Origin of the sequence: Edwardsiella piscicida (assembly GCF_021733145.1) — a bacterium.
Lineage (GTDB): Bacteria > Pseudomonadota > Gammaproteobacteria > Enterobacterales > Enterobacteriaceae > Edwardsiella > Edwardsiella piscicida.
This window is the reverse complement of the sequence record NZ_CP090968.1, coordinates 2,331,612-2,348,207: the sequence shown is the minus strand read 5'-3', so window position 1 is coordinate 2,348,207 and position 16,596 is coordinate 2,331,612. Positions and strand designations below refer to the sequence as shown.

At 63.7% G+C, this 16,596-nt stretch carries 13 protein-coding genes; 3 read left to right on the top strand and 10 right to left on the bottom strand.

What is annotated here, in order from left to right:
- Positions 1–61: 61 nt before the first annotated feature.
- Positions 62–694, top strand: a complete 633-nt coding sequence (locus L1P05_RS10640; RefSeq protein ID WP_012849055.1) for a LuxR C-terminal-related transcriptional regulator — start codon at positions 62–64, stop codon at positions 692–694.
- Between the two features lie 83 nt (positions 695–777).
- Complete coding sequence (locus L1P05_RS10635) at positions 778–1,611, top strand: N-acetylmuramoyl-L-alanine amidase (RefSeq protein ID WP_012849054.1); 834 nt, start codon at positions 778–780, stop codon at positions 1,609–1,611.
- A 5-nt stretch (positions 1,612–1,616) separates the two neighbouring features.
- On the opposite strand, the gene L1P05_RS10630 is transcribed toward L1P05_RS10635, so the two are convergent.
- From L1P05_RS10630 to L1P05_RS10585, 10 genes are all read right to left on the bottom strand, one after another.
- A complete protein-coding gene (locus L1P05_RS10630; protein ID WP_012849053.1) occupies positions 1,617–2,627 on the bottom strand; it encodes an NAD-dependent epimerase/dehydratase family protein in 1,011 nt (336 codons plus the stop codon).
- Between the two features lie 232 nt (positions 2,628–2,859).
- A complete protein-coding gene (locus tag L1P05_RS10625; protein ID WP_012849052.1) occupies positions 2,860–4,350 on the bottom strand; it encodes a DUF2867 domain-containing protein in 1,491 nt (496 codons plus the stop codon).
- Between the two features lie 23 nt (positions 4,351–4,373).
- On the bottom strand, positions 4,374–5,426 hold the full coding sequence (gene ltaE / locus L1P05_RS10620; protein WP_012849051.1) for a low-specificity L-threonine aldolase: 1,053 nt from the start codon (positions 5,424–5,426) through the stop codon (positions 4,374–4,376).
- A gap of 92 nt (positions 5,427–5,518) precedes the next feature.
- Positions 5,519–6,409, bottom strand: a complete 891-nt coding sequence (locus tag L1P05_RS10615; protein WP_012849050.1) for a fimbrial protein — start codon at positions 6,407–6,409, stop codon at positions 5,519–5,521.
- A gap of 3 nt (positions 6,410–6,412) precedes the next feature.
- Entirely contained in the window at positions 6,413–8,923 is a 2,511-nt protein-coding gene (locus tag L1P05_RS10610) for a fimbria/pilus outer membrane usher protein (protein ID WP_012849049.1), read from the bottom strand.
- A gap of 1 nt (position 8,924) precedes the next feature.
- Positions 8,925–9,641 (bottom strand): fimbrial biogenesis chaperone, encoded by a 717-nt coding sequence (locus tag L1P05_RS10605; protein WP_012849048.1) that lies wholly within the window; start codon positions 9,639–9,641, stop codon positions 8,925–8,927.
- A gap of 75 nt (positions 9,642–9,716) precedes the next feature.
- Entirely contained in the window at positions 9,717–10,337 is a 621-nt protein-coding gene (locus L1P05_RS10600; RefSeq protein WP_015683404.1) for a fimbrial protein, read from the bottom strand.
- Positions 10,338–10,835: 498 nt separating this feature from the next.
- Positions 10,836–11,834: an NADH oxidoreductase gene (gene hcr, locus L1P05_RS10595; protein WP_034168455.1), complete on the bottom strand. Its 999-nt coding sequence runs from the start codon at positions 11,832–11,834 to the stop codon at positions 10,836–10,838.
- A gap of 68 nt (positions 11,835–11,902) precedes the next feature.
- Positions 11,903–13,558 (bottom strand): hydroxylamine reductase, encoded by a 1,656-nt coding sequence (gene hcp, locus L1P05_RS10590; RefSeq protein WP_012849045.1) that lies wholly within the window; start codon positions 13,556–13,558, stop codon positions 11,903–11,905.
- A 226-nt stretch (positions 13,559–13,784) separates the two neighbouring features.
- A complete protein-coding gene (locus L1P05_RS10585; RefSeq protein WP_012849044.1) occupies positions 13,785–14,684 on the bottom strand; it encodes a LysO family transporter in 900 nt (299 codons plus the stop codon).
- A gap of 222 nt (positions 14,685–14,906) precedes the next feature.
- Here L1P05_RS10585 and L1P05_RS10580 point away from each other — a divergent pair, with 222 nt between their 5' ends.
- Entirely contained in the window at positions 14,907–16,577 is a 1,671-nt protein-coding gene (locus L1P05_RS10580) for an ATP-dependent endonuclease (RefSeq protein WP_012849042.1), read from the top strand.
- The last annotated feature ends 19 nt before the right edge of the window (positions 16,578–16,596 follow it).

Here is a 16,596-nt window from a genome sequence, read left to right as displayed (position 1 = left end):
TTAGTCAGCGCTTCGCCTTATCGTTAAAAATTAGTGTCTGCGTTTCCATGAAGAGGATTTCATGATGGCGATAAGCCATGACGTATTTAAGGAAAAAAACGGGCTGTCATTAATTACCCAACCCACGCTACAGTCGATGCTTTTAGTCGATGTGCTTAATAATTATCTTAGCGTACCCATTTATCTGTGTGACGCGCCCAGGAATTCAACTTATTTATTGGACGACTGTGCCTTGATTATATTTGATGCAATGCTGCTCGACGGTGATCCGGCGCAGCGTTCGTCTTGGCTTGAGGCTATATTTAACCAGCGCGTTGGTCGGCGAATTATTTTGATCAACGTGAATACGCATGATGAGGGGCTGGCGTGGCATCAGCATGGGAATATCATCGCCGCCTTTCCGGCCAAGACGCATCAGCAGGCGCTGATCCGTCGGCTGCGCACCCTGCTGGTGGCCGCGCAGGAGGACGAGCCGGGCGAGGCGATCCCCGTGCCGCGCCTGACGCGATTAACCCTGCGCGAGCTGGAGGTGCTAAAGGCGATGCAACAGGGGGCCAGCAATCTGGATATCTCGCGTATTTTGTATATCAGCGAAAATACGGTCAGAACACATATCTATAATATATTTAAGAAAATAGCGGTGAAGAACCGGATCCAGGCGGTGAAATGGGCCGATATGCACCTGTGCGGATAGCGGAATATGGACAGCGAAGCTGACGTCGTCAACCACGGCGGGTAATATCTGCGCTGGAGAAGACAACCCGGAGAGGCGACGCGATGAGGGGAAAAACGGCCACCCTATTGGCACTCTTACTGCTGGTCGGCTGCCAGCAGTCACCTACGCTGCGCGATCGCGGCGGCTATTGGGTGGATGATAGCCAGCGCGCGCTGCGCGCCGAGCCCCGGATACGCTATCTGGTGCTGCACTATACCGCGGAGGATTTTCCGTCGTCCCTGCGGGTGCTGACGGGGAAACGGGTCAGCGCGCACTATCTGGTCCCGGCCGCGCCGCCGCAGCGGGGCGGCCGGCCGGTGGTGTGGCAGCTGGTGCCAGAGTCGCGCAGCGCCTGGCATGCCGGGGTCAGCTATTGGCGCGGGCAGACCCATCTCAACGATAATTCGATCGGCATTGAAATTGAAAACCCAGGCTACCGGCGTACGTCGCACGGAATTGTCTGGTATCCCTTCACTCCGCAGCAGATCACCGCCGTTCGCGCGCTAGCGCAGGATATTGTCCGGCGTTACGCCATTGCGCCGCAGAATGTGGTCGGGCATATGGATATTGCGCCGCAGCGCAAGGTGGATCCCGGACCGCTGTTCCCCTGGCAGATGCTGGCGCAGCAGGGTATCGGCGCCTGGCCGGAGGCGGCGCGGGTCAGGGACTCTCTGCAGCGCTATCGGCAGCGTCCGCCGGACGTCGCTTATCTACAGCGGCGGCTGGCGCAGTGGGGATATCAGATTGAGCCCAGCGGAATTAATGACGCGGCCTCCCGGCGGGTCATTGCGGCGTTTCAGATGCACTTCCGCCCGACGGATTTCCGCGGAGAGCCGGACGCCGAAACCACCGCTATCGTCGATGCGCTGATCGCGCAGTACGGCGCCGTCGATTAAGCTGCTCAGCGGTGCTGCAGGCGGCCATGGTCACGCAGCCAGCGGGCGGTGCGCACGATCCCGTCCTCCAGCGTCACGATAGGCTGATAGCCGAGCTCACTCTGCGCCCGGGCGGTGTCCAGCGTCATATCAAAGTTCAGCTTGGCCGCGCCGTAGTGGGTCAGCGCCGGCTCTTTGGCGCTGCGCGTGCTCAGCTTTTCCATTCCGCGGGCGATGATATCCAGCAGCGGATAGGGGATCGTGCGCAGACGGCAGGCGATCCCCAGCTCATCGATCAGCTGCTGCAGCATCAGGCGCAGCGTCTGCGGCTGGTGGTTGGTGATGTTATATACCCGTCCCGAGGCGGTGTCCGGGCGCTGACTGGCCAGCCACATGGCGTGCACCGCGTTCTCTTCGTAGGTCATATCCAGCAGGGTGGAGCCGCCGTGCGGCAGCAGTAGGTAGCCATGCTTTTTCATCGTGCCCATCAGACGGGGCAGCAGCACCTTATCGTGGGGACCAAACAGCCCCTGCGGACGTAGAATGGTAAAGTGGGTCTGCGGGTTGGCCAGGGCCAGCGTACGGATCACCTCCTCGCCCGCGGCCTTGCTGCGCGCATAGTAGTTGGCGTAGCGCGTCGGCGTAAACTCTTCTTTAATGTCGTGGTGGTGGCGATAGTCAAAGTAGACGGCGGGGGAGGAGATATGGATAAACTGACCCACGCCATAGGCGGCGGCCCATTCGCCCAGGCGGCGGGTGGCCCGTACGTTGGCGGTTTCAAACAGCGCCTGGGATCCCCATGGCGAGGTAAATCCAGAGCAGTGCCACAGAGTATCGACGTCGTTCAGCATCGCTTTCGCCTGCGCCGAAACCAGATTACCCAGATCGGCGTGGATAAAATCCGCTCCCATTTTTTGCAGCACCTGCCCCATGGCCAGATTATCCCCCGCTGCGCGGACGCTGATCCCCCGCTGACGTAAATATTCAACGGCATTACGCCCGAGACCGCTGGTTGCACCGGTCACCAAAACTTTCATACTTGCCTATCCACCGTGGGCCACCCATCGGGCCGTTCGTTGCGGCCGCTTGTACGTGGCCATCTGACTGCTGCGGGAGCGCCGATCGCTCCGGCTGCGCAATAAGGGTGCCATTTTTCCGTGAATCGGCGCGACATGCAATCGGATTACTTAGCAGAATTGTAATATCGGCGCTGGTTGCCCCTGCGGTGAACAGCCCGGCGCCGTCGGATTTACCCCGGCGCGCCGGGGGTTAGGACGCCGGGGACGGCGGTTTGCCGGATGCGCTCCCGGCCTGCGGCGGATGCGCCTCGTCCCAGGCCTCGGCCAGTTCGGCGATGCGCTGCGCCATGCCGCGAAAGATAAACAGGTGAGCCGGCATCATGGTAAACCAATACAGCAGGCCGGAAAAACCGGCGGGATGCCACCAGGCGCGCACGTCCAGCGTGCGCAGACCGTTGTGTTCGCCCAGGGTAAAGCTAAGGCGCCCCAGCCCCGGCGCCTTCATTCCAAACAGCAGGGTCAGCTGATGCTCGGGCTGCAGAGCGATCACTTTCCAACCGTCGATAAGATCGCCTATCTGCAAGGTTGGGCGCGCCGGGCGGCTATAGACGACCCGGTTACCGGTGAGATCGTCAAGACGGGCGCGGATCTGCCACAGCAGATTGGCAAAGAAGTAGCCGTTGTCGCCGCCGATCTGCTGTATCACCTGCCACAGCGCGCGGCGCGAGGCGGTGGTGTCGATTTGGCACCCTGCCTGCTTCGGGTAGAAGCCGTAGCCCGGTCGCCAGCGGGCGCGGGCCTGCGGATCGTAGCCCCAGTCGGCGGAGTCGATCACCTCGCGCTCACGGGCAAGGGTCTCGCTCAGCGCGCGATCAAAGCCGATCAGCGTCTGTGGGATCAGGCGGGCGATGGCCGCATCGTCGGCGGGCAGATCGTGCTTCAGCCCTTCGATCAGCGCGCGGGCGGTGCTGGTAGGAACCGAGGTGATCAGGTGTAGGAAGTAGACCGAGATCAGGCGGGTCGGGATCGGCAGGGGGATCATCCAGCGCCGCTTGCCGCTGACGCGGATAAAGCGTTCAAACATGGTCTGATAGCTCATGTACTCCGGCCCGGCGACGTCGAACGTCCGGTTCTCGTCGTCAGGCAGCTCCGCCAGCGCGCTGAGATAGGTCAGCAGATTCTCCAGCGCGATGGGCGAACTTTTGGAGCGCACCCAGAGCGGCGGCGTCAGAATGGCCAGGTTATAGACCATGTCGCGCATCACCTCAAAAGCCGCGGAGCCTGGGCCGATGATGAGCCCGGCGCGGACCTCGGTAACGGGGACGCCGCTGGTGCGCAGAATCTCCCCGGTTTCGCGTCGGGCGGCAAGGTGACGCGACGAGGGCTGCGCCTCCCGCGGCTGCAGCGCGCCCAGAAAGATAACCTGACGTACCCGGGAAACGCTCAGCGCCCGGCTAATGTTTTGCGCGGCCTGCAGCTCGGCGCGGACGAAGTCGTCACCGTCGCCCATGGCATGCACCAGATAGTAGACCACGTCGATATCGTCCAGCGCCGCCGGCAGCGTCTGCGGCTGGTACAGATCGACATACTGGCAGCTGACGCCGGGCCAACCGCGCGCCTGTAGCCAGCCAATGCGGCGGGCGGCGGCGCGCACCCGGTGTCCACGGGCACATAGCTGTGGAATCAGATGCTGCCCGATATAGCCGCTGGCACCCAAGACCAGAATACGCTGTTCGCCCATGGTGAGATCTCCGCGCTGAGAGGTTAGCCGTAGGTGGCGTGGGCGTGCGGCGCACCGTTCGCCGGACGGTAGGTCTGGCGGAAGGTTTGCCACAGTTCGACCAGCCGCTGCAGGTCGGCGCGGGTGACGTCCAGATGGGTCACCAGCCGCGTGGTTGTGCCCGCGCTGATCAGGATCCCGCGCTGGCGCATCCAGGGGCCCAGCGCGGCGGCCTCATCGGCCTCCAACTGTAAAAATAGCATATTTGTCTGGGCACCCGGCGCCAGCACCCGGACTCCCAGGGAGGAGAGCGCGTCGGCCAGCCAGGCGGCGTTAGCGTGATCGTCGCGCAGACGCTCGACGTTATGACGCAGCGCGTAACGCCCTGCCTCGGCCAGAATACCGGCCTGACGCATGGCGCCACCGGTCATTTTACGCCAGCGGCGCGCGCGCTGAATAAAGTCGGCGTCGGCGCACAGCAGCGAGCCGACCGGCGCCCCCAGCCCCTTGGAGAGGCAGAGGGTGAGGGTATCGCAGTATTGGGTCAGGGTCGTCAGCGGCACCTCAAGGGCCACCGCGGCGTTCATGATACGGGCGCCGTCGATATGCAGGCTCAGCCCCTTTTCGCGGCTAAATGCCCAGGCCTGCGCCAGATAGTCGAGCGGTAGCACCTTGCCGTTATGGGTATTCTCCAGGCTGAGCAGGCGGCTGCGGGCAAAGTGAATGTCGTCCGGCTTGATCACGTCGGCAACCCGCGCCAGCGGCAGGGTGCCGTCGGGCAAGGCGTCGATGGGCTGGGGCTGGATACTGCCGAGCACCGCCGCGCCGCCGGCCTCATACAGGTAGTTATGCGCCTTTTGGCCGACGATATACTCCTCGCCGCGCTGACAGTGGCTCAGCAGTGCCACCAGGTTGGCCTGGGTTCCGCTGGGGAGAAACAGCGCCGCCGCTTTGCCGCTCAGCGCTGCGGCCTCCTGCTCCAGGCGGTTGATGCTGGGATCGTCGCCGTAGACATCATCGCCGACCTCGGCGCGTGACATGGCCAGACGCATGGCCTCGCTCGGGCGGGTAACGGTATCGCTGCGCAGATCTAACATGGGGCACTCCTTGGTCGGCAAAATCCATGGGAAAGCCCCAGTTGTACCATGCCGCCGTCGGGCTGCCAAAGAAAAAGCGGGTGCAGACGCGTTTACCGATAGACCACCGTGTACTGCCCCTTGGCGCTGACGCTGCCGCTGTGCGGGCGCTCGCCCAGCCGGACGTAGTACGCGGTAAACGGCACCTCCAGCGTGCCGCTCTCCGGCACCGTCAACGCCAGGCTGTAGCGCTCGCTGTTCCACTGCACCCAGCTGTCGCTGAGCCCCTCCTTGACCATAAATCCCACCGCCGCATCCTCCTGCGCCGGCAGCAGCCACGGCGGCGTCGCGGCATTGAGGGCGCTGAAGGTCATCGTCAGCTCGGTGCTGACCCCGCCGTCGCAGCGCAGCAGCAGCGTGCGCTGGCTTTTGCCCTCCTCGACGGGGCGTGCCAGCGGACTGCTCCTCAGCGCGACGTATGGCAGCGACGGCAGATGAAAGGTGAGCGCGTTACTCACCACTTCGCAGGCGGCCAGCTCCAGCGTCCCGCTGACGTAGATATCCCCGGCCTTCTGTCGCCGGCCATCGCGCGTTTCCATCAGGCTGACCAGCGGCGTGTGCAGCGAGATCTCGCCCCCCTCGGTGCGGCCGCCGCGCTTGATCAGGGCGATCTCCGCCTCCAGCTGCAGGGCGTCGGCGCCCAGCGGCGCCGTCTCCAGCGCAATATCGATCGCCAGCCCCGCGATCGGGCTGCCCAGGCGGTAGCGTCGCCGCGGCGCGTCTTGGCTCAGCACCTCGCCGCGCGGCAGCAGGCTGATGCCGTCCGGGTCACAGGGGCCGGTGCAGGGCAGGGTCAGCCGCAGCCGCTGGCGCGCCAGCGTCTCGCCCACCGCCACGGCGCCGCCGTTGGACAGGTGGCCAAAGTCGACCCGGGTATCGGTCTGGGCCGCCGTCAGCGCGGGGAGTAACAGCAGCAGGGCGGCGGGATAGCGTCGGTTGGCCATGGTTTATTCACACTCCAGCGTCACCAGGTGGATCGTCTGCGCCGCCGCGGGCAGCGCGTAGCGGGCGTCGCAGCTGACGCGGGCGCCGTCGAGAGTGGCCTGCACCGTCAGCTCGCCGCGCGCGGGCAGACCGCTGAAGTAGATCTGCCCCGCCTCGCCGACAAAGCTGCGGCGCACTGGCCCCGCGCCCGGCGTCAGGGTCACGCTGCTGCCCAGGGGCAGCGCCTTGCCCCGGCGCTGCAGCGTAAACAGCACCCGCTGACCCCGATTGACGTGAAATCGACTGACCACCAGGGCGCCGCGGGTGGGGATCACCCGGCGGTGGGTGCCCTCGTCGGCCTCGACGTCGTCCGCCAGGCGCGCCACGTCGATATCCAGGGCGTTGGGGCCGTAGCTGCTCAGGTTGGTGACGATCCCGCGGCCAAAGTAATCGGTCTGCACTGCGCTGCTGCCGCTGATCGGCACCCCGCCGGCCCCGTCGGTGACGACCAGCGCATTGCCCTGGGTATGGGAGAGCGGGCGGCTGGCGGTCACCCCGTAGGGGTGCACGGCGACGGCGCCGCGCAGGCCATAGGTCAGGTTGTCGCGCCGACCGTCGCGCGCATAGGCGGCGTTGGCCTCGGCGTAGCGGCCGGTGTAGCTGGTGTTCACGTCTAGCTGATCGCCGCGCTGGAGATCCTTGCTCAGTCCGTAGCTCAGCGCGCCGCCGGGTAGACCGCCGCTCAGCCCCAGCGCGCTGGTGACCCGCCCGTTGAGGGCGCGCACGTCGCTGCGCACGCTGCTGATATAGGGGCCGAACAGCCGGTCGAGGGGCACCGAGAGGTTGGCGAACAGCAGATCGTCGCGCTGCCCGCTGTCGCGCGCCCGGGTGTGGTTGTAGGTCAGGGAGATCGCGGCGGCGGGAAAGGTGTAAATATAGCCCGACGTCAGGGTGACCCCGGGAGTAGTGCGGTTCCAGTAACGGTTGCGGCTGAGGCTCAGCGACAGCTGCCCCCACGCCTGCAGGGACTGCTGGAGGCTGACCTGCAGGTTGGTGCGCAGGTGCAGGGCGTGTTCCCGTTGGTTGAGGCGGTCGACCGCCTCGTTGAAGTCGTAGTAGTCGCGGGTGCTGTAGCGGTAGCCGGTAAGGTTAACCGTAGTGCCGGTGGCGGCGAAGGCGTTGGTGTAGAGCACCCGGAAGGCCTGACCGTGACGCGGATCGGCCGCACCGTCGCGGCGGAGTTCGGCGCTGGCGTGGGTAATGTCCAGCGCCAGCGCCCCCAGGGCGGCAAAATCGCGGCTGGCGCCCAGCAGCAGCGAGACGTAGTGGCTGGCATAGAGCAGATTGCCGTACAGGGTGGTCTGGTTGCCGACGCCGCGCGCCAGATCGGCGTAGAGAAACCACGGCTCAACGCGGGTGGCGCTCTCCAGACCGCGGTATTTGCCGGCGCTCAGACGGTAGCTGTAGCGCCCCTCGCGCTGCATCAGCGGCAGGGCCGCGCTGGCCTGGGTATAGCGACGCACCGTGCCGTCGGCGCCCTCGATCTCCACCTCGATATCGCCGCTGCTGATGTTGCTGACGTCATCGAACTCGAACTCGCCGGCGGGCACGCTGCGTTGGTAGATGATTTGCCCGGCCTGACGCAGGGTGACCCGCGACTGGCCGGTGGCGACGCCGCGGATCAGCGGGGCGTACTGACGGTAGACGCTTTTGAGCATGTCGTCGTCGGAGGCCAGACGCACCCCGGTGAAGGGGAAGTTGACGGCGAAGTCGCTGGCCAGATGGGTCTGGCCGGCGGTGAACAGGCCGCCGTTAAGGGCGGTGTAGATGCGCTCGACATAGGTATTGTTGGACTGAAAGCCTCGTGGGCTGCCGTTGCCGCCGCCCAGCCACAGGGACTCGTTGCGCAGGCGCCAGGCGCCGTAGTTGAGGCTGCTGCTGAGGGCGAGGGCGTTGTAATAGGTGCCCTCGCCGCCCGACTCCAGACGCTGACCGCTATAGCTGTAGTTGACCAGCAGAGCGGGCACGCCGTGATCCCACAGGGGCGGCGGGGTCTTGAAGTCGCCCTCTTTCAGCAGGTACTTCTGCGGCAGGGTGATCTCCAGACGCTCCCGGTTGAAATCCAGGCGCACGTCGGCATCGGGCAGGCGACTGAGCAGGGTCGCCGCACGCTGCGCCGGATCGGCCAGCGTTGGGTTGGCCGGCGCGGGCAGCTGGGCCAGCCGCTCGGCGTCGATGCCCAGCTGCTGCAGATGCGCGGCGTCGAGCAGGGGCAGCAGGTTGGCGTTATCGGCCGGGTTCACGATGAGCTCGACGCGCTCGCGCGTCTGGTAATCGCCGTTGACGTAGAGCGCCAGTCCATAGGTGCCGGGGGCGGCGGCGCCGTCGCGGCTAAAGTAGGCGAGATCGACATCGCCGCCCCCGCGGTGCAGGGTTAAAAAGTCGGCGTCGAACTCGCTGCGCGCTAGGCCGGCGGTGGGTGACAGGGCATAGAGGCACAGCAGGGCGAGCGGGAACGTCAGCGGGCGCCGCATGCTATAGATCCCGCTGCAGCACATCGGCGCGGCCGCCGTAGTCGTTGATGGCCGAATAGCGGATCCGCTGGGCGCTGGCCGCCGGGATAAAGGGCAGGATAAGCTCGCCGAGGGGGGCGACCATGGTCTCCTGAACGCCGTTCAGGCGGCGGTCGTTGATCGTGACATCGGCCAGGGTGACGTAGTAGGGGGTGGGGTTGACCACCCGGACGCCCTGGGGGTTTTTCTCGAAGCGCAGGCGGCGGTAGGCCGCGTCGATCTCGGCGGGACGATGGAGTGAGAGCGGGCGGTAAAACAGCTTGATCTGGTTATTCAGGGCGGTGCTCAGGCTGCCGCTCACCTGCGTGTCGCCCTCCGGGGTCTGTGCGTCGCGGGCGGGGATGCTGAGCACGTTGAGGCGAAAGACGCTTTCGCGATCCTGGGGCAGGCGGTCGGCGCGGATGGCGTTGACGCGCAGGCGGATCTGGCTGTCGGGCCCCAGACGAAACAGGGTGGGGGTGACCAGAAAGGTGTCGTCCCCGGTGCCTGAGTAGGCATCGACCCAGCCGCGGATAAGCCAGGCGCGGCTGGTGGAGCGGTTGATCACCCCGATGGGGGCGGCGGATTTATCGCTAAGCAGTACCACCCGGGTTTTGTCTAGGTAGATCCCGCGCTCGTCGGCGGCGGCCAAATAGGCGGAGAAGAGCAGCAGCGCGGCTGAAAAGGGTTTTAGCAGCATGGTTGTTCTATCCTGATAGGGTGATCGCGCCGGGTAAAAACGCCGGGGCCGAGGCCCCGGCCGGCGAGCGTGGGATTAGAGGTACTTAAAGGCGTAGGTGATGCCCGCGTTGACGCTCGCCGGGGGGATGTAGGTGGCATTCTGCGTGGTGCCGCGGGCAATGATATTAAAGTCGAAGTTAAACGAGGCGCTTTGATTGTTTTTAACGTGAACGTAGAATTGATCACCATTAATATGAATACCCCAGGTGCTGGGGACGGGATAGAGCCTGCCCTTAGGATCGTAAATATCGATATTTTGGAGTTCGCTGGCGGTGATCTGCAGTGAAAGGAATATATAGTCTGTGTTTGTATTATTCGTCGAGGTGTTCTTAAATTTGGCGTAGCCGCCCCCGCCTATCTCGCCATGGGTCGAATTGAGCGTCATGATCAGGCCGGTATTATTGCCGCAGCCCTGAAAGGTCACCGGAACGGGAAGGGTGGTGAGCTTCTGCGGCGAGGTCACCTGAAGCTCCGCAAGGCTGAGGGAGAAGTCCAGGCTGGTCTTGGAAACGCTGACCTCGCAGGTCGATTCGGCGATGACCCCGTTGACCGTAATGGTCCCCGTCCCGTTTTTGATCAGATCGCCTGATGCGGCTAGCGCGGCGCCGGGCAGCAGGGGGGCTATCACCACCGCCGCCAGTATAGAATGACGCATAGTTTTCTCCTTGATGATCGGTATTGTTATAAATTTATTCCACCGGGCTATAAAGATAGAATGTGGAAATATATTTATCAGTGTGGTTATTTTAAATTCCATTTCATATTAATATGTGACAGTGCGTTATAAACGATCTCCGAGAGTAATCTCGGCGTGCCGCGAAATATAAAATTAAAGTTCGCCAATTAAATCCTAACGCATCGGGGGAAAATAAAACTTTCTACCGGAGAGACTTTTCACCTGCGCCGCGCGTCAGCGGGGCGTAGGTGCCGCCAAGCGCGTGTGCGGCGCGCTCACCGCGCGGGCTCGCTTTCTGAGGCGCGGCGTTATCACGGCGGGTGGCGTGGGGCGTTCGCGGCTCAGATATATTAAATAGAGGAGTTAATATCGAAGTCGCATATTAAATATAAATAACTATTTTTCTGAAAATGCGAGGCCGCAGGGGATGACGGCGGCGCGCGGCCGCCGGTAGGGGAAGGGCGTCGTCGGTCGGGATCAGGCCAGCGTGACGTCGCCGTTGAGCTGACAGCTGCAGGCCAGCACGTAGCCTTGGGCTATCTCCTGCGGGGTGAGGGTCATGGTGCTGCTGACCTGATAGTCACCGTGCAGGATACGGGTTTTACAGCAGCCGCAGACGCCGGCGCGGCAGGCGGCCTGCACCGGCAGCTGATTTTGCTCCATGGCGTGCAGCAGGGTAACGCCGACGGCGGCGCGGTATTCGCCGGGGCGGCTGCAGGAGGTAATGCGCAGATCGCCGCCGCTGCCGTCCCCCTGCTGTGGGCGAAAGATCTCCTGATGTACCCGCTGCGGGCTGACGCCCAGCGCCTCGACCAGCGTCTGCGCCTGCCGCATATAGGGGGCCGGGCCGCAGATCATCACCGTGCGTTCCGCCAAGGCGTGGATCTGGCTCTGTAGCAGCTCGCGGCTGAGGCGCCCCGGCAGGATCGCGCCCGTTGCCTCCGCCTCGGCCAGCAGGATCAGCTGCAGCTGCGGGTGAGTCTCGGCCAGCTGGCGCCATTCGTCGGCGAAGATCAGGTCGTGCGGGGTGCGAACCGCGTAGATCACCGCGACCTCCGTGCTCGGGCTATGCGCCAGCAGCCAGCGGGTCATGGCGATGATCGGGGTGACGCCGCAGCCGGCCGCCAGCATCAGGTAGCGGGTGGCATCCGCCTGCGGACAGGTGAAGCTGCCCTGCGCCGGAGAAAGCCACAGCTCGTCGCCCGGGCGTACTTGTCGGGTCAGCCAGCCGGAGCCGACGCCGTTGTCCAGGCGGCGTACCGTCAGGGTAATAAAGGGGCTGAGTCCCGGGGTCGAGGAGAGCGTGTAGGCACGCAGGGTCTCGTCGCTGCCGTCGATGCTGACCAGCGCATACTGGCCGGGACGGTAGGGATAAAAGTCGGGACAGATCAGGTTTAGCGTCCAGACATCGGGGGTTTCCTGGCGCAGGGAGTGAACCTGCATCCGGTGGGGGCAATGGGGGGTTGGCATGGTCATGGTGATGAGGTCTCGCTGTCAGGATCTCGCCCCGCGCCAGGCGGCGGGGGGCGCTTAAGGTCGCCGGATTAGGCGTGGCCGAGTATACCGTTCAGATCGGCGTCGACCGTGCTGATGCCGCGCATGCCGAAGCGCTGGTTGAGGATCGCCAGAAGATTATCCGTCAGGAAGCCCGGCGCGGTCGGCCCGGTGTAGATATTTTTGACGCCCAGCGCCAGCAGGGTCAGCAGGATGACGATGGCCTTCTGCTCGAACCAGGAGAGGATCAGACTGAGCGGCAGATCGTTGACGCCGCAGCCGAGCTTTTCTGCCAAATTGACCGCCAGCATGATGGCGCCGTAGGCGTCGTTGCACTGGCCGACGTCCAGCAGGCGCGGTAGCCCCTCCAGCGTGCCGAAGTCCAGCTTGTTAAAGCGGTACTTGCCGCAGGCCAGGGTCATGATCAGGCAATCCTGCGGGATGGCGCGGGCAAAGTCGGTGTAGTAGCTGCGCTCATCGCGGCTGCCGTCGCAGCCGCCGAGCAGGAAGACATGGCGCAGCTTTTTCTGGGCGACCAGATCGATCACGCTGTCCGCCGCGTTGAGCAGGGTGGCGCGGCCAAAGCCGACGGTGATCAGATGTTCGATCTCGCTGTAGGGGAAGCCATCGCAGACCTGCGCCTGGGCGATCACCTGGCTGAAATCATCGCCTTCCAGGTGGCGTACGCCCGGCCAGCCGACGATGCTGCGGGTCCAGATGCGATCGCCGTAGTTGCCGACGTTGGGATCGATGATGCAGTTGGAGGTCATCAGGATCGGGCCGGGGAAGCGGGCAAACTCCTGCTGCTGATTCTGCCAGCCGCTGCCGTAGTTGCCGACCAGGTGGCGGTATTTACGCAGCGCGGGATAGCCGTGGGCCGGCAGCATTTCACCGTGGGTATAGACGTTGATGCCGAGGCCGTCGGTCTGCTCCAGCAGCATCTGCAGATCCTTCAGATCGTGACCGGAGATCAGGATACATTTGCCGGCGACCGGGCGCACGTTGACGGTGGTCGGGGTGGGATCGCCGTAGGCGTCGGTCTCCCCCTTATCCAGCTGTGCCATGATGGTGAAGTTCATCTTGCCGATGCCCATGGCATTGTCCAGCAGGGTATCCATATCGCGCGGCTGGGTGCCGAGCCAGGCCATATAGTGGTGATACTGGGCGTAGATCGCCTCGCTGTGCTGGCCTAGCACATGGGCGTGCTCCATATAGGCCGCCGCGCCCTTCAGGCCGTACAGGTTGAGCATGCGCAGGCCGTGGATATCGTCGCCGATTTCGGCCCGATCGCTGTCCAGAGCGAACGCCGCCGCCTGGCGGCGCAGGGTCTCTACATCCTCTCCCTGCAGGCGCAGATCGGCCAGCGGGTGTGCGGTCGTTGCCAGTGGCGCCTTGGCGAGGCAGGCCGCGCGCAGGCTGTCGCGCATGGCCAGCGCCTCGCGGGCGTAACCGATGATGCGCGCAGAGTCGAAGTTGACGTTGGTCAGGGTGGCGAAGAAGGCGCGCGGCGCAAAGCTGTCGATGGTGCGATCGCGGATATCCAGCTCGCGGGCCAGCAGCGCCCAGGCGGAGAGGCTTTGCAGTGCGGCGACCAGCAGGTCTTGCAGGTCGGAGGTTTCGGCACTCTTGCCGCACATCCCCTGAGCGTAGGAACAGCCATTGCCGGCCGGGGTACGGATGGTTTGCTCGCATTGAACGCAGTACATGGAAAACCCTCTTTTAAAGTTGCATTTATTATGCTTGTTTAAAGGGTAAGCCCGGCTGCGCGTTCAAAAAAGGAATTTCTAATGCAACTTTTACTTTGTTTGATATAACGCAATTTATATTGCGAATGAGATTTATTCTTTAATCTCTGGGCGAAGGGCGAAGGGCGAAGGGCGAAGGGCGAAGGGCGAAGGGTGAAGGGCGGCACGGGAGCGCCGCCCGGCGGGGTTAGGAGGAGAACAGCGCCATCAGCACCGGCGCCAGCAGGCTGAGCAGAAAGCCGTGGACAATCGCCGCCGGCACCAGCTCTATGCCGCCGCTGCGCTGCAGTACCGGCAGGGTAAAGTCCATGGAGGTGGCGCCGCACAGGCCCAGTGCGCTGCTGCGGTGGCGCTGGATCAGCGTCGGGATCATCATTATGGCGAACAGCTCGCGCGCCAGATCGTTAAAGAAGGCGGTGCTGCCGATCACCGGGCCAAAGGCCTCGGTCAGCATGATGCCGGACAGGGAGTACCAGCCATAGGCCGAGGCGATAGCCAGACCGGTCTTCAGGGGCAGGCCCAGCAGCCAGGCGGCCAGAGCCCCCCCGGCCAGGGCGCTGACGCAGACGACGCAGCCTATCATCATACCGCGGCGGTTCAGCAGGATCTGCGCCGGCGACATACCGCTGTTGCGCAGCTGAAGGCCGACCAGAAACAGCAGCAGGATCAGGGCATATTCGCTGGCGTGGGTGGCGTGGCTCAGCCATGGCCACTGGGTGAGGCCCAGCAGGAAGCCGCCCACCACGACGCCGCACAGCTTCAGGGACTCCAGCGCCATATGGAGGCGCGATGGCAGCGCCTCCTGCCGGTGGGTGACATGCCAAGGGGCGCGCTTTTCCAATAGCCATAGCGCCAGCAGGTTGGCCGCGATAATCAGCACGAAAAAGACCGAGGCGTATTTGCCGATCAGCCACAGGTTTGCGCCGAGGTTATCGAGAAACGCCAGGCTGATCCCCATAAAAAAGAGGATGACGTATACCATCCAGCTCAGCATACGGTTAATTAAACGGATCAGCGTCTTATGACGCAGGTGCAGCAGGTAGCCCAGCAGGAGTGGCACCAGAATGATCAAGAGTCCAGAGTACATAAGAGCCTAACGTGTTAAATTTAAAGCTAATACCGTACTCAAAAGGGGGATTTGAGTAAAGGCGCAGCGTCCGCGGGGGGAGCAAAAAGGGATCTTTACCTCTTTTTGCCCCTGGCTTTTTAGAAAAGCAGCACAAAATGGCGAGCGGGGCGGGGGCATTTCTTGACCCGATAAGGCTTTGCCCGCATCCTCATAACAGTGAGGCGACGAGAGAGGGATGGCATGTACCTGGAACGCATTGAGGTCGTCGGGTTTCGCGGGATCAATCGTATCTCGCTGTCGCTGGATGACAATACCGTTTTGATCGGTGAAAACGCCTGGGGTAAGTCGAGCCTGCTGGACGCCTTGACCCTGTGCCTGTCGCCGGAGCGCGATCTGTACCGCTTTGAGCCCCATGATTTCTACTTTCCCCCCGGCGATGAGACGGCCAGAGAGCACCACCTGCAGATCGTGTTTACCTTTTGCGAGACCGAGCGGGGCCACGCCCGGGCCCGCCGCTACCATCGGCTGTCGCCCCTGTGGCAGGAGAGCGACGATCGCCTGCAGCGCATCTATTTTCGCCAAGAGGGCGAGCTGAGCGACGACGATACGGTCTGCACCTGGCGCTCTTTTCTCAACGAGCAGGGGGAGGCGCTGGCCCTGCACCACGTCGATCTGCTGGCGCGCGAGCTGATCCGTCTGCATCCGGTGCTGCGCCTGCGGGATGCCCGCTTTATCCGCCGCCTGCACCCCAGCGTGCTGGCCGCCCGCCATCTGCCCGATCAGGCACAGGTGGCGCAGCAGCTGGACGAGTTCACCCGTGAGCTGGTGTGTAACCCGCAGAAGCTGAGCAACGGCGAGCTGCGCGCCGGCTTGAGCGCCATGCAGCAGCTGCTGGAGCACTACTTTGCCACCAACGGTGACGAGACGGCGGTCGGCGCCCGACGGCGCCACCGTAATGAGATTATTCACGGTCGCCAGGCGTGGCGTTCGCTGGAGAATATCAATCAGATGATCGCCGCCTCGGGCAGCCGCAATATGCGCCTGATCCTGCTGGGGCTATTTTCGACGCTGCTGCAGGCCAAGGGGGCGGTGATCCTCGATCGCCACGCGCGCCCGCTGCTGGTGATTGAAGATCCGGAGACCCGTCTGCATCCGATCATGCTGTCGGTCGCCTGGGGGCTGTTAAACCAGCTGCCGCTGCAAAAGGTGACGACCACCAACTCCGGCGATCTGCTGGCGCTGATGCCGGTAGAGCGGGTGTGCCGCCTGGTTCGTCAGTCTGGGCGGGTGGCGGCGTACCGCATCGGGCCTCGCGGCATGACGCCGGAAGACAGCCGGCGCATCGCCTTTCACATTCGCTTTAACCGTGCCTCGTCGCTGTTCGCCCGCTGTTGGCTGCTGGTCGAGGGGGAGACGGAGGTGTGGCTGCTGAGCGAGCTGGCGCGTCAGTGCGGTTACCATTTCGATACCGAAGGCATCAAGGTGATCGAATTTGCCCAGTGCGGCCTGCGCCCGCTGATTAAGTTCGCCCGCCGAATGGGGATCGCTTGGCATGTCCTGGTGGATGGCGATGAGGCCGGGCGTAAATATGCCGCGACGGTGCGCGGGCTGCTGGAGGGGATGCAGGAGAGCGAGCGCGATCGTTTGACGATGCTGCCGGCGCCGGATATGGAGCACTTTATGTATCATGAGGGCTTTGCCGATGTGTATCACCACGTGGCCGGGATCCCGGCGTCGGCGCCGATGTCGGCGCGCAAGGTGATCACCAAGGCTATCCACCGCGCCTCCAAGCCCGATCTGGCGATCATGGTTGCCGCGCGGGCGGAGGAGGTCGGCGTGAGTCAGGTGCCCTTGCTGCTAAAGAATATGTTTTCGCGGGTGCTGTGGCTGGCGCGCGGCAAGGCCGACTAGCGCCCGTCGGGCGGTGGCC